Raw genomic sequence first — 13,239 nt, 5'->3', positions numbered from 1 at the left:
GCTTCGAGCTTCGAGCTTCGAGCTTCGAGCTTCGAGCTTCGAGCTTCGAGCTTCGAGCTTCGAGCTTCGAGCTTAGAAGGGTATATGCACCGAGGCGGTGACGAGGTTGAGGTGCGAGAGCGTGGGGTCGTCGAAGCGTTCGTATTCGAGTTGGCTGATCAGGCGGGAGAACTGCCAGCGGGCGCCGAAGCCTTCGACGCGCGTGGTGCCACCGTCGGGGGCGGCGGCGTTGCCGGTGACCGCTTCGCCTTCCCAGCCCGCCAGGCCGGATTTGGCGTAGAGGCCGACATCGCCGAGGCGTATGCCGGCGATCAAGCTGCCGCCCAGGCTGGCGGTGTCGATGAGCATCTGCTGATCGCCGGTGAGGGGGACATCGTCGCTTTCGCGATAGCTGAGCTCGGCGCCGAGGTCCAGCGCGGGCAGGCCGGGGGGAGTGAAGCCGGCGGTGAGGCGGAAACCCGAAGTGTATCGGTCGGGGCTGTGAACGTCGCCACCCTGAATCAGCAGGCCATTGTCGAGCTGCGTGAGTTCGGTGGACTGGCCCGTATAGGAAGGCGCCGGGGAGTCGGACGCAACCGTCAATGAGGCATAGGCGCCGGCAATGAGCAATACCAGCGTTGTCGCTACCCCTCTGTCAGCGCGAAACGTCATGTCCCCTGATCCTGGTATGGCCGCGTTGCGACCGCGTTCTTGTCGAACTCTTTTCTCTTGTCAGTACAAACGTAGCACCTGGTGTCAGGCCTTGCCAGAGGGTTGCCGCGTGTCGAGCCGCCGATGAAGCGCCGACAGCTGCGGTGTCTCCAGTCCGTTCTCACGCGCCGCTCGCAGAAGGGGCAGCAGGATGGCGTCGTGTTCGGTGGGTCGACCGGCCAGGGTATCCTGCAGCATCGAGGCGCGGTTCTCGGCGGTGGCGGCGATGACCTCCCAGATCATCGTCGAGAACCCGTGTGGCGGTGGCGGGATGGCCTCGGCGGCCATGATGCTTGCCACCTCCTCGATGATGGCGTCGACCATGGGACGAAAACGCGGCTCGCGCAACTGGCCGTTTCGGAGGCGAAAGCGTGCCACCAGGGGGTTGATGGCCGCATTGACGGCCAGCTTGTGCCACAGGCGGACGCGAATGTCGTCGACCGCCAGGGCGGGGATGCCGGTGGCCGTCAGGGTGGCGGCGAGGCCGGCAGCCAGCTCGGGATGCCGGCCGTCGAGATGGCCGATCCAGGTCTGGCCGTGTCCGGCATGCACGACGCCTTCATCGCCGTAGGAATAGGCCCCCTCGGTCGTGGTGGCGCATAGGGTAGGGCCCTGCCGATGCCGGGTCAGGCGCGGTTGACTATCGAAGCCGTTCTGCCACAGGACCAGCGGGGTGTCGCTCGGCAGGCGCGGGGCGACCGTTGCCAGGGCCGCATCGGCGGCGTAGGCCTTGGTCACCAGGTGCACGGCGGCCAGGCGAGACGTATCGAGCCTCTCCAGTGAGTCTGGCGTCAGGCACTCGAGCGAGCGGTGACGACACTCGCCCTCGGGCGTCGTCAATGTCTGGCAGCGAGGCAGGGAACGGCGGCCGAGCAGTGTCACCGGGTGTCGCTCGGCCAGGTGAAGGGCCAACAGGCGGCCCATGGCGCCCGGTCCGACGATAAGGTGCTGCGTCATTGCCGCTTGCCTCCCGACGAGCGTCGCGTGCCCTTGCCTTGCCGACGCTGGCCGCCACGCTTCGTGCCTCGCCCTCGGGCGGGCTTGCGTGCCTTGGCCTCCGGCCCCCTGGCTTCGCCCAGGGCGTGTCGCATCCGCTCGGCGTCGGCGTGGCCCAGCAGGCCACGCAGGTCATCGATCAACCCGTCCAGGAAGGGGGCCGGCGCATCGTCCCGTTCGGCGATGTTCGCCAGACGCTGTTCCCATTGGGCGGTGCGTTCCGGCCGGCCCGCGGCGTCCGGCAGCGAGGCGATCAGGGCGCTGCCGAGCCGGGTGGCCTTGAGGCTCTTGCCTTCGCGCACCAGGTAGCCGCGTTCCAGCAGTGTCTCGATGATGCCGGCACGGGTCGCCTCGGTGCCGAGGCCATCGGAGTCACGCAGGGTGCGACGGATCGCCGGGTCATCCACGTAGCGAGCGATGTTCATCATCGCCTTGATCAGGCTGGCGTCGGTGAAGTGTTCGGGGGGCCGGGTTTCCTTGTCTTCCACGCCGGCCTGTTCGACACGACAGGATTCGCCCTCTGTGAGTGGCGGCAGGGGCGGTGCCTCGTCACGCGTGGTGAACAGGGGCTTCCAGCCGGGCTCGAGGATCTCCTGGCCCCGGGCGCGGAAACGTTCGCCGGCGATCAGGAACTCGGCCTTGACCTCTCGGGTCTGCAGGGCCGGATAGAACTGGGCCAGCACGTTTCGGGCGATCAGCCGGAAGACATCGGCTTCCTGGCGCGACAGCCGGCCGAGGTCGGCGGGTTTGCCGGTGGGGGCCAGGGCATGGTGGGCGCCGACCTTCTTGTCGTCCCAGGCCTTGGAGCGTCGGGAAAAATCGGCGCCGGCCAGCCAGCGGTTCAGGGTCTCGTCGCTGCGGCATGCACCGTTCAGGGTGCGTTGCGCGTTGGCGAAGTGTTCCTCGGGCAGGTAGCGGCAGTCCGATCGCGGGTAGGTGATCAACTGGTGGCGTTCGTAGAGGCGCTGGCAGACGTCCAGCACTGCCTTGGCCGAGAGGCCGTGGCGGCGCGCGGCATCGACCTGCAGGGCCGACAGCGAGTAGGGCAGCGGCGCCGCCTGGCGCTTGTCGCGACTGGCCAGGCTGTCCAGGCGGCCTTCGGCACCGGGCAGGCGGTCGGCCAGTTCGGCGGCGGGGGCACGGTCGAGCAGGCGCCCCTGGTCGTCCAGCCGGTGGGTCTCGCCCGGTACCCACCAGGCGCGCAGCTGCCCTCGGGATACCGCCAGGTCGGCCCAGAGCACGAAGAAGGGGCGTGGTTCGAAGTCACGGATCTCGGCATCGCGCCGGACCACCAGGCCGAGCACCGGCGTCTGCACCCGGCCCACCGACAGCACGCCGTCGTGGCCGGCCTGGCGTCCGATCAGCGTCCAGGCTCGAGTCAGGTTGATGCCATACAGCCAGTCCGCCCTGGCGCGCGCCTGGGCGGCACGATAGAGCGGCGCATAGCGGCGGTTGTCCTCGAGACGTTCCAGGGCCCGCTTGACTGCCGGCGGATTGAGGTCGCTGACCAGCAGGCGCGCCACGTCGCGCTTCCAGCCGAGGTGCTCGATCACCTCCTGGACCAGCAACTGTCCCTCGCGGTCCGGGTCGCCGGCATGAACCACCTGGTCGGCGCTCTTCAACAGGCGGCGGATCACCGCCAACTGGCCGCGTGCCTTGGGACGAGGCATGAGCTTCCAGTGATCCGGCAGGATCGGCAGGCTATCGAGCCGCCAGGTCTTGAGGGCCGGGTCGTAGGCATCCGGCGGCGCCTGCTCCAGCAGGTGGCCGAGGCACCAGGTGACGACGGTATCCCCGGCCACCAGGGCGCCTTCCTCCCGGCGCGGCGAGGTGGGCAGGGCGCTGGCGATGGCGCGGGCCAGGCTGGGCTTCTCGGCGATGATCAGGCGCATGGCATCTCGTGCGTCAATGAGAGAACATGGGGATTCTTACAGTATTTCTCGATATCCGCCAGAGGGCGGGCTGGTGGGCTTGTTATTAACCTGGCGATCAAATAGATCGTCCTGATCTATTTGATTGTCGCCCGCACCACACTGGCGCAGATGCGTGGCTCTTCTGGTGTGGCGCGGGCTCGCGCCGGCCTGACGGCCGGCGGCGGCACTTCCCTGTGCCGCGATTAACCCGACATAAAAGCTTGCCGGGTTAATACTAGGTATCGGGGGAAGCGCGAAAGGGGGATCATATGCGAGAACGGGGTCGCCGTCGGCGTCTGTTGGGGCTGGGATCGCGTACCGGCGGAGCGGTGCTCAAGCATCGGCTCGGGGGGCAGACCGACTGGCGGGCGCTCGGCGAGTCGCTGTTCGAGGGACTGTCGGAGCTCAAGGGGCCGGCCATGAAGCTGGCCCAGATCATGGCCCAGTGGGACGATCTGCTGCCCGCGGACCTGGCCGACGAGCTGGCCCGCTTGCAGCGCCAGGCCGAGCCCATGCCCTGGGAGGACATCCGGCGCACCCTGGACGCCTGCTACGGCGACACCTCGACGTACTTCACCTCCATCGAGCCCCGGCCCTTCGCCAGCGCCTCCATGGGGCAGGTGCACCGGGCCTGGACGCATACGGGCGAGACGGTGGTCCTCAAGGTGCAGTACCCGGGGCTTGCCGAGGTGCTCGAGGACGATCTGCGTCAGGTACGGCGCCTGATGCGCCTGGGCCGCTGGCTGCGCATGCCGCAGGCGCGTCTGGACGCGTTGTTCGAGGAACTGGCGGCCAGCCTGCGGGGAGAACTGGACTATCGCGCCGAAGCCGAGGCACTGGCTCGCTACCGGGCCCGTTACGCACAACGCGACGACCTGGTGATTCCCGAGCCCTTGCCGGCATTGTGCGGGCCCGGTGTGCTGGCCATGCGCCATGTGGCCGGTACGCCGCTGCGCGAGCTGGAAGGCGCCGATGACGCCACGCGACAGCGCCTCGGCACGACGCTGGCCGATTGGCTCACCGAGGAACTCTTCACTCACGGGGAGCTGCATGCCGACCCCCACGCCGGCAATTTCGCCGCCGATGCCGAGGGGCGGCTGGTGATCTACGACCTGGGCGCGGTGATCGAGGTGCCGGCGTCGCGGCTGAAAGCCATGATGCGCCTGCTCGAGGCGACACTCGCCGGCGACCCCATGGCCATGGACGAGGCCGTGATGGCGCTCGGCGGCCGGCAGGGGCAGGGAGCGCCCCTGGCGCTCTACCGCGAATCCGCCGAGGCGGTGGCGCCACTGTTCCAACCCGGCCCACAGGATTTCGGCGATGTTCGGGTGCACCGACGCCTGCGAGATCTGAGTCCCAGGGTATGGGCGGCCATGGATCGGCTCCAGCCACCGGCGGATACGCTGTTGCTGTCGCGTACCCTGAATGGCCACTACTGGAACCTGGTGCGTCTCGGCGCCCGCCTCGACATGGCGGAACGGGTACGGCCTCTTCTCTCGTGGGCATCACGGTGAGCGGCTGCCAGCCCGGCACTCTACTGATAGACTATGCGGTTTTCCGATAGCGGTGGAGACGTCGATGCTGGCGGTATGGGTGGAACAGTTGCTGGGGTTCGCGTCCGGAGCGCTCTCGGCGATTCGCGAGGATGAGCGCTATCCGACGCTGATGGCATGGGCGCGTCGCGAGGGACCCGAGCTGGTCGATGGCGACCTCTCGCTGGCCCAGGCGCTGGCGCCGGAACTATGGTCGCAGACGCCTCTGGAGCGGCTGGATTTCGCCTGTGAACCCTTGGCCCGTCCGGGGCGCAACGAACCCTGCTGGTGCGATTCGGGCCGCAAGACCAAGCATTGCTGTGGTGCCATCTCGCTGCCCGGCCATGTACCCACTCATCTGATGTGGATGCTCTCCCTGCGTGAATGGAAGGGCGATACCCTCAAGGCCGCCTTGGCCAGTGGTCGTGCGCCGGCCCAGTCATTGCTCGAGGCCGGCCTGATCGCCGCCGAGTCCGGCCAGCGAGGCCGCGCCCAGCAGATCCTCGAGTCCCTGTTCGAGAATGCCGACTGGTCGCGGTTGCCCGAGCAGGCCGAGCCAGCCTTCGAGATCCTCGTCGATCTCTACCAGGAACGCGGTTTCCACCGCAAGCGCGAAGCCCTGCTCGACGCGGTGCTCGATCGCGGCCCCTTGTTCCTGCGCGGCGTCGCTCTGGAGCGGTTGTGCCTGCTGCACCTCGACAACGACGATCTGGACAGCGCCCGGGCGGCCTTCGTGCGTGCCCAGCAGACCCTGCCCGATTCGCCGACCCTGGCCTATATCGAGGCCATGCTGCTGCTGCACGAAGGCCACGAGGAAGAGGCCGCCGAGCGTTCCCGCTTCTGGTACCGCCGCCTGGCCCGCCAGGGAGACCTCGAACCCGAGCAGCTACAGTTCCTCGCCGACCTGGCGGAGAATCCCGGCGCCACCCTGGCCGAGCAGTTGCTCAATGCCGAGGCGGACCTGGCCGAGCCCCTGGTGTCGCTGCAGGCGTTGCTCGAGGCGCTGCCCGAAGCGCCGCGACTGGATATTCGTCACGAGGGCGAGTCCCTGACCTATCACAGCAGTGCCCGTGAGGACACTCTGTTCGCCGCTTTCCAGGCCGTCTTTCAGTCCCAGGTCGAGGGCGAGACGCTGATGGGCTTCGACGCCGATCCCTGGCCCCAGGCGGGCGATTGGCTACCGGCTCTGTGCGCTCATCCCGAATGGCTGGATTCGCCGGCCGTCGTGCAATCCCTGGCGCTGGCGCTGACCAGTCGCTTCGGGAGCTTGCCGTGGATGGCGCCCAGCCTGTTCGAGCCCTTGGCACGTCGCCTGGAACGCTGGCTGGCGCAGGTCGCCGAGGCCGGCGAGGCTCCCCTGATCTGGGAAGCCGCCGACAACGCCGCTCTGCTGCGCGCCGGGCTGGCGCTGGTGGTAGGCATGGAGCGCGGCGCTCGCCAGCATTCGAGGGAACTCGCCGAGACGCTGTTGACGCTGGATGACCAGGACAGTCTGGGACTGCGCGAGCTGGTGCTCGATCAATTGCTGCGGGAAGGCCGTGACGACGAGGCCCTGGCATTGAGCGAACGCGCGGTGGAAGAGGATCAGGACGATACCAGCTCGCTGCTGGGCATGCTGATGGGGCGCGTTCTGGCGCTTTATCGGCTCGCTCGTCGCGACGAGGCAGGCCAGGCGCTGACCCAGGCCCACCGGCACAACCCCTTCGTGCTGAATCTACTGTGCACCGAATCGCCGCGGCCGGCCCCGTCCGCCAATGGCGAAGCGGCCCCCGGCTCGCGTGCCGAAGCCTGGCAGTACCGCACCCTGATGCGGGATCAATGGCGGGTCACCCCGGGAGCGCTGGAGTGGCTGTGTGCCCAGACCCCCGAGCGGAACGCCTCGCGAGGCAAATGAGGTCAGGTCTCGTTGCCGGCCGGGCGCAGCAGCGTACCGCGGCTGATCCATAGCGCCAGGAGAATCGCCGGCAGCCCCAGGGCCGAGGCCAGCAGGAAGAAGCCCGCGTAGCCCTGGACATCCACCACCAGTCCGCCGAAGCCGCTGAGGAACTTGCCTGGCAGGGTCATCAACGACGAGAAGAGCGCGTACTGGGTCGCCGTGTAGGCGCGCGAGGTCAGGCTCGACAGAAAGGCAATGAAGACTGCGCTGGCCAATCCGTTGGAGAGGTTGTCGCCGATGATGGTGGTGACCAGCATCGCCAGGTTGTCGCCGGTCGAGGCCAGGACCACGAACAACAGGTTGGTCAGCGCCGTGGCCGTCGCGCCGAGCACCAGCAGTGGACCGATGCCGTAGCGCGCCACCAGCAGGCCGCCGAGGATGCCGCCGAGAATGCTCATGGCAATGCCGAAGACATTGGTCACGTTGGCAATGGTGGCCAGCGAGAAGCCCAGGTCGATATACAGCGGGTGGGCCATGGACGCCATGGCCAGGTCGCTGATGCGAAAGACCGCCACGAACAGCAGCAGCCAGAGCGCCTGGCGCCGGTATCGGGTGAAGAAGTCGGTGAACGGGCAGACGATGGCCCCGATGACCCAGGCCCCCAGGCGCCGCAGCCAGTCGGGACGCCCGCGGCTGACGCGCAGGAAGGCACGCACCCGGGGCTCGTGGATCAGTTGCGTGGAGAGCGACAGCCGCTCCGGCTCCGGGCGCAGCAGGACCGTCACGACACCGACCAGCACCAGCGCCGACATGCACAGATAGGCGGCCTTCCAGGACACCAGCGACGCCACATAGAGCGCCCCCGCCCCGGCAGCGATCAACCCGCCGCGATAGCCGACGATATAGGTCGATGCCATGGCCGCCTGCATGTCGTCGGGCGCCGACTCGATGCGAAAGGCGTCGATGGCGATATCCTGGGTCGCCGAACCGAAGGCCACCAGCAGCGAGAACACCGCTACCATGGGCAGGTGTCCGACGGGATCGAGATGCGCCAGGCTCGCCAGGCCGAGGGCGATCATCGCCTGGGCCAGCAGCATCCAGCCCCGGCGCTGGCCGAACCACCGAGTCAGCCCCGGCAGTGCCAGGCGATCGACCACCGGCGCCCAGAAGAACTTGATCGAATAGAGGATGCCGATCCAGGCGAAGAAACCGATGGCCGCGACCTCGACGCCATCGCTGCGCAGCCAGGCGGTGAGGGTGGAGAACACCAGCAGGAAGGGCAGGCCCGCCGAGAAGCCGAGAAACAGCATGGTCAGCACCGGTGCCCTGAGATAGACCGCCAGGGCATCCCCCCAGCTACGGTGCGCGGTTGGTGTCGGCATGGCGCGTGCTCTCCTTGCGGCAGGCCTGGCCCGCCCCTCGCGGGGGAGGCCAACGATGTTAGAATGGCGGCCACGAACGTGGTCAGAGAAGGCCCGTCCGCGGTGCGTGCCCGATTGTTGCAGAGCACCGGAGGTGATACCAGCCAGAACCCCAGGAGCGACATGAACGACGACAGCATGTGCCCGACGGAGAGCGACGATGCCGTGCCTCGCTGGTACGTCATCCAGTGCAAGGGCGGCGAGTCCTTCCGCGCCGTCGAACACCTCGGCAACCAGGGCTACGAGATCTTCCATCCGGTGCTGCAGGTCCAGAAGAAGCGCCGCGGCAAGCTCGCCTGGGCCGTCGAACCGTTGTTCCCGTACTACCTGTTCATCCGCCTCGACCGGCTGGACAGCAACTGGCGGCCGATCCGCTCCACCCGCGGCGTATTGAAGATCGTGACCTTCGGCATCGAGAGCAGCCCGGTGCCCGTGGACGACGAACTGGTCGAGTCGCTGCGCGAACATGGCCGCCATGAGCCGGGCGAACCCGCCAACGTCTACTTCAGCGCGGGTGAACCGGTGGAGATCACCGAAGGGCCCTTCAAGGACCTCCAGGCGGTCTTCGATACCCACAAGGGCGAAGAGCGCGCCATCGTACTGCTCAACATGCTGCACCAGCGGCAGCGCCTGGAGATGCCCGTCAGTCAACTGCGGCGCTGCGAATAACCCCGGCGCCTGCCTGAAAGCCCTGGCGCTGCCATGCCACCTGATTCCCGATGACTTCCGACTTCCAGGAGACTGCGATGACCATCGCGCCACAACGGGTCGTGACCCTGCATTATGTCCTCAGCGACGCCGAAGGCCGAGTGCTCGACGACTCCCGCGCTCGATACAAGCCACTGGAATACCTGCATGGCCACGGCAACATCCTGGCCGGCCTCGAGGACGCCCTGGCGGAACGGGCAGTAGGCGACCAACCAAGCGTCACCCTGTCGCCGGCTCAGGCCTACGGCGAGCGCGACGAAGCCCTGGTGCGGGAAGTCGGCCGTGATGCCTTCCCGGTGAGCGACCTGGAACCCGGCATGCGCTTCCAGACCCCCGGCGACGACGGCCCCGAGATCGTCACCGTGCTGGAGACGCGTGACGACAGCGTGCTGATCGACACCAACCACCCGCTGGCAGGGCAATCGCTCACCTATCGGGTTGAAGTGCTCGATATCCGTGACGCCACCCGCGCCGAACTGGCCAAGGGGCACCCACTCCCGCCCGGTACCACCCCGGACGAAGTGGAAGATAAGAAAATGGTCTGAAGCCGCCGCCGTCCGCCGAGCAACGAGCCCTTATAAAACCACAAGGCGGGATGCCAGCAGCATCCCGCCTTGTTTATTTTGCACTCTCGCAAAGGGGCATTTAGTCTGAATCCAAGAACGAAAGGCAACCAGGATTGCCTGCATAACGACAACACAATACGCAGCGACTACCGCGGGGAGAAGGGCAAAGTGCCATCGCACCGTGCAGGGTAGGTGGCGGTAGCGTGCCTGAAAGCCCTTCGCCTTACCCAGCCTGCCCAAGAATGCTCTGTTTGAAACATGCCCTCAACAGGCCATTGCCCCTACCCATACCGCGACGCCATATTCAATTTTTTGAATATATACAGTATTATTGCACCAGCAAAACGCGCAGGCACGCGAATTCTGCATAGGTTGCAGGGATATCCTTGGATGTATTAGAAATCAATATGTTAGGTGCTAAGTAGGACGAAAAATAAGATTATTGAACGCGCACGCTCGTTCAAGTGAATAAACGCGCGTGCTAGCTAATACCTGTTACATTTCAAGAGTTTTATAGATGTTGCATAAATACTTCGAAGATATAAGCTCTGAGCTTGAAAGAAAATCTCAAGCGGTAAGAGAGTACTTCAGAACACACAAACCTTCTGCGGGCGCTAACCGGGAAGGAATGGTCGCGTCTTTTCTCGAAGAATACCTTCCAGATAAATACGCCATTAGCTCAGGACTTATTTTGTCTAAAGATGGTGATTTTTCAAACCAAGCCGACATTATCGTAGCGGACAGAATGTCAAATGCTCCGTTATTTGGAGAAGATAATGAAAAAATCTGGCTTGTCGAATCGGTGTACTCGTTAATTGAAGTCAAAACGCAGCTTACCCCCTCGACATTGCGTGATTCGTTGGAGAAGTGTCAAAAATTTAAATCACTGCCAAGAGAATATGCATCAGATTTCGGAAGGCAAAATATCAAAGAATCTCTATTCGTTCTGTGGGCATTTGAAGGGCCTAGCTCGGGAAAAATAAAGGAGAATTTGGAAGTCGAGCTTGCAGGTGTTCCTCATGATAAACGACCAGACTTTATAGTCGTCCCAGGTTCTACTTTGGTTAGAGCGGGACATTACTACGAACTTAGTAAGCTTGGCCAAGAAAGCAGTCCCCATAGAGCGCAAACATTGGCGGAATTCGGTGGCAATGTCGAGTTAGCTCTTGGGACAGGGTTTGAGGTAAATGAGTTGAAGGGAAACACGCTTCTAGCCTGGTTAGTTTGGTATTCCTCCTGGCTACATGCCGCTGGTGAGCGACGAGCTTCACTTAATAATTATGTACCTCAAGACCTAATATGGGGGCAAGTAGTGTAATGTAACAATCCAAGGCAGTGGGACATATTTTGCTTCGCTGCGCTCAAAACGCAAAATATGCCCCTGCTTGGGGCGTTAATCAAAGCCGAGTATAGGCACTCTAAATTATGGATGACTTCCTGCTACGCATATACCTGGAGCAAGCCAAAGAAGAATGTCAGCGTGCATTCTTAGCTATTGAGCAACTCAATGAGGCCATAGCGTCAAGCGGTAAAAGAGACCCTTTTGGTCCAGCACAGGCAATGGTGCACCATACCGCAGCAGTATCTAGGATATTTTGGCCCCCTGGTGGACGAAACAAAGCGGCACGCCAACGCTCACAAAGAAGGGGAGAAGCTCTGCGAAAAGCTATTGGTGTTGGGAACGGACATCCAGTTCAGAATAGAACGCTTCGAGATCACTTCGAGCATTTCGATGAGCGTTTGGATGATTGGGCCGAGAAAAGCAAGAACAGAAATATCGTAAAGCAGTTGGTTGGCCCAAGATCCGCAATAGGTGGTGACGCGATCACCGACGAGGACATCATTCACCACTATGATCCCGTTACGAAAGTATATGCATTTCGTGGTGAGCAATTTGATGTTCAGGAGCTAGCCTCTGGACTTGACGACATTCATCGACTGGTTGAGCAGAAACTGAGCGAGTTATGGCCTCACAACCAACCTGGTCGATGATTAACAAGGTGGTCAATGGGACGCCAACTACACTGCGCTCCGTTGGCGCCCATTACCACTGGCGTTAGGCGGTCCGTTTCGCGAGCACGAGAGCCTTTACATGACCGGAAATGATAAAACTAGCAAGACGGCCGAAGTGGTCGGTCGCATTGTAGAAGCTAAGGGTCTGGGGGATTTTGGCTTCGGCATAGGACTTGGGCTCGCTGGCGTAGCCTTTTGTCTCATGCTTCCATTGATGATTTTCGCCACGAGCTGGGATGGTCATCTCCATGAGCAAAAGCAATGCTACGAGATCAAAAAGATCGATGGAGAATTGTTTAAGTTGAACACTTGTACCGGTGAACTTGAAACGATCGATGAAAGATCGAGCGAGTAAGACTAGGCCGCCTAACCATGCGCTTCAGCCGACCACTCAACCGCTACGCGGTTTCGCGTCGGCTGAGCTTCATCGTTGGACGGAGATCCCGGGAAATGGCTAGCTCAACTACGGTGGCCCACAACTTCCTCGACACGCACGTTGTGCCGAACCACGAGGAGTGGCTCGTGCAGCCGACGGACTTGCGACTGGCTATGAATGCAGTATTGAGTCTGTATCACATGGCGGACCACTTTTGGCATGCGTATGGCCAAACTGATCCAGATCGCACGTTCCACACCGCGCGTGCAGGAGAGTTCCGCGCCGAAATGGCAAGGCGCGACAGCCGATTCGCGGTCTTACGTGACGTCGCAGAGGCGCACAAGCACATGAGATTGGATCGACCGGTGCGCACCGTAACCGAGTCAAGTCAAACCGCGGTGGGTTCAACGGGTTACGGTGAAGCCGGTTACGGCACAGGACCGTTCGGCGGTGGTCCCTCGATTGTTGTCGTTCTGGATGACGGTTCCAAACAGCATTTGAGCAATCTTGCCTATGAAGTCAGGCAATTATGGATATCAATGCTTACGTGAAATCCCCGTCCAACAATGCGCTTCAGCCGCCCCGAAACCGCTGCGCGGTTCCGGGGCGGCTGAGCTTCACCGTTAGCTCTTGTAATAAGGAGGTCGCATGAAAGGGAAAATCGAGAAAGTAATATTCAATAAGCTCAGAGAACTCCCATCGAATAAGGCGCTTCTCTGGACGGACCTTCAGGTAGCCTTTGATGTAGCAACAGGAGAGTCGATTGGCGACCACCTCGACAAGGTCCAAGCAGTGGCGGATGAACTTGAAGGATCGGATTATGCTCGCTTCGAAGAGCTTCCCAACGGAATGCCGCGCATTACCAGAGGCGTAGATTTTGACAAGTGGGAACAAAAAATGAACCCAGGCGACTCAGGCAGTCATCTCAACATCGAATCGCTGAACGCCCAAAATGTGCAGGTCGGCGATCAGAACACCATGAACGTCAATATTACTCCTGAAGAGTTCATTGATGCTCTTGAGCGCATGCAAAACGACCCGGAGAAGGCGAAGTCCGTACTTTCCCAATTAAACGACTTTGCTAAACAAGGGCTATCGTTTGGTCAGACCGTCGCAAAATTTGTAGGGTTGATGAGCTAACAAAACCA

Annotated in this window: 13 protein-coding genes; 9 read left to right on the top strand and 4 right to left on the bottom strand. The window is 62.8% G+C overall.

Annotated elements, in window-relative coordinates:
• Positions 1–72 precede the first annotated feature (72 nt).
• The 3 genes from LU493_RS15210 to LU493_RS15200 all read right to left on the bottom strand — a co-directional run bounded on the left by LU493_RS15210 (position 73) and on the right by LU493_RS15200 (position 3,578).
• A complete protein-coding gene (locus LU493_RS15210; protein WP_275288644.1) occupies positions 73–651 on the bottom strand; it encodes a hypothetical protein in 579 nt (192 codons plus the stop codon).
• A gap of 84 nt (positions 652–735) precedes the next feature.
• On the bottom strand, positions 736–1,647 hold the full coding sequence (locus LU493_RS15205; protein ID WP_275288643.1) for a ketopantoate reductase family protein: 912 nt from the start codon (positions 1,645–1,647) through the stop codon (positions 736–738).
• Complete coding sequence (locus LU493_RS15200) at positions 1,644–3,578, bottom strand: DNA topoisomerase III (protein WP_275288642.1); 1,935 nt, start codon at positions 3,576–3,578, stop codon at positions 1,644–1,646. Before LU493_RS15200 ends, LU493_RS15205 begins: the two co-directional genes overlap by 4 nt.
• Before the next feature lie 290 nt (positions 3,579–3,868).
• Here LU493_RS15200 and LU493_RS15195 point away from each other — a divergent pair, with 290 nt between their 5' ends.
• Both LU493_RS15195 and LU493_RS15190 read left to right on the top strand, forming a co-directional pair.
• Positions 3,869–5,113, top strand: a complete 1,245-nt coding sequence (locus tag LU493_RS15195) for an ABC1 kinase family protein (RefSeq protein ID WP_275288641.1) — start codon at positions 3,869–3,871, stop codon at positions 5,111–5,113.
• 64 nt (positions 5,114–5,177) lie between these two features.
• Positions 5,178–7,025, top strand: coding sequence for a YecA family protein (locus LU493_RS15190; protein WP_275288640.1), 1,848 nt, complete (start codon positions 5,178–5,180; stop codon positions 7,023–7,025).
• 2 nt (positions 7,026–7,027) lie between these two features.
• Here LU493_RS15190 and LU493_RS15185 read toward each other — a convergent pair whose 3' ends face one another.
• On the bottom strand, positions 7,028–8,389 hold the full coding sequence (locus LU493_RS15185; protein ID WP_275288639.1) for an AmpG family muropeptide MFS transporter: 1,362 nt from the start codon (positions 8,387–8,389) through the stop codon (positions 7,028–7,030).
• Between the two features lie 162 nt (positions 8,390–8,551).
• Between LU493_RS15185 and rfaH the strand changes: the two genes are divergently transcribed.
• The 7 genes from rfaH (at position 8,552) to LU493_RS15150 (ending at position 13,231) form a co-directional block, all read left to right on the top strand.
• The gene (gene rfaH / locus LU493_RS15180; RefSeq protein WP_275288645.1) at positions 8,552–9,097 is read left to right on the top strand and encodes a transcription/translation regulatory transformer protein RfaH; all 546 of its coding nucleotides are present in this window, start codon (positions 8,552–8,554) and stop codon (positions 9,095–9,097) included.
• A 77-nt stretch (positions 9,098–9,174) separates the two neighbouring features.
• Positions 9,175–9,681: an FKBP-type peptidyl-prolyl cis-trans isomerase gene (locus LU493_RS15175; RefSeq protein ID WP_275288638.1), complete on the top strand. Its 507-nt coding sequence runs from the start codon at positions 9,175–9,177 to the stop codon at positions 9,679–9,681.
• 538 nt (positions 9,682–10,219) lie between these two features.
• Positions 10,220–11,020 carry a DUF6602 domain-containing protein gene (locus LU493_RS15170; RefSeq protein WP_275288637.1) on the top strand — a complete coding sequence of 267 codons (801 nt, stop codon included), beginning with the start codon at positions 10,220–10,222 and terminating at the stop codon, positions 11,018–11,020.
• Positions 11,021–11,127: 107 nt separating this feature from the next.
• The gene (locus LU493_RS15165) at positions 11,128–11,694 is read left to right on the top strand and encodes a hypothetical protein (RefSeq protein WP_275288636.1); all 567 of its coding nucleotides are present in this window, start codon (positions 11,128–11,130) and stop codon (positions 11,692–11,694) included.
• A 100-nt stretch (positions 11,695–11,794) separates the two neighbouring features.
• Positions 11,795–12,070, top strand: coding sequence for a hypothetical protein (locus LU493_RS15160; protein WP_275288635.1), 276 nt, complete (start codon positions 11,795–11,797; stop codon positions 12,068–12,070).
• Positions 12,071–12,165: 95 nt separating this feature from the next.
• On the top strand, positions 12,166–12,642 hold the full coding sequence (locus LU493_RS15155) for a hypothetical protein (protein ID WP_275288634.1): 477 nt from the start codon (positions 12,166–12,168) through the stop codon (positions 12,640–12,642).
• A gap of 97 nt (positions 12,643–12,739) precedes the next feature.
• Positions 12,740–13,231 carry an RIP homotypic interaction motif-containing protein gene (locus LU493_RS15150; protein WP_275288633.1) on the top strand — a complete coding sequence of 164 codons (492 nt, stop codon included), beginning with the start codon at positions 12,740–12,742 and terminating at the stop codon, positions 13,229–13,231.
• Positions 13,232–13,239: the final 8 nt, after the last annotated feature.

Origin of the sequence: Halomonas elongata (assembly GCF_029081005.1) — a bacterium.
In the GTDB taxonomy this organism is placed as follows: Bacteria; Pseudomonadota; Gammaproteobacteria; order Pseudomonadales; family Halomonadaceae; genus Halomonas; species Halomonas elongata_B.
Note: the sequence above shows the minus strand (reverse complement) of the source record. Positions and strands in the feature narration are given on the sequence as shown.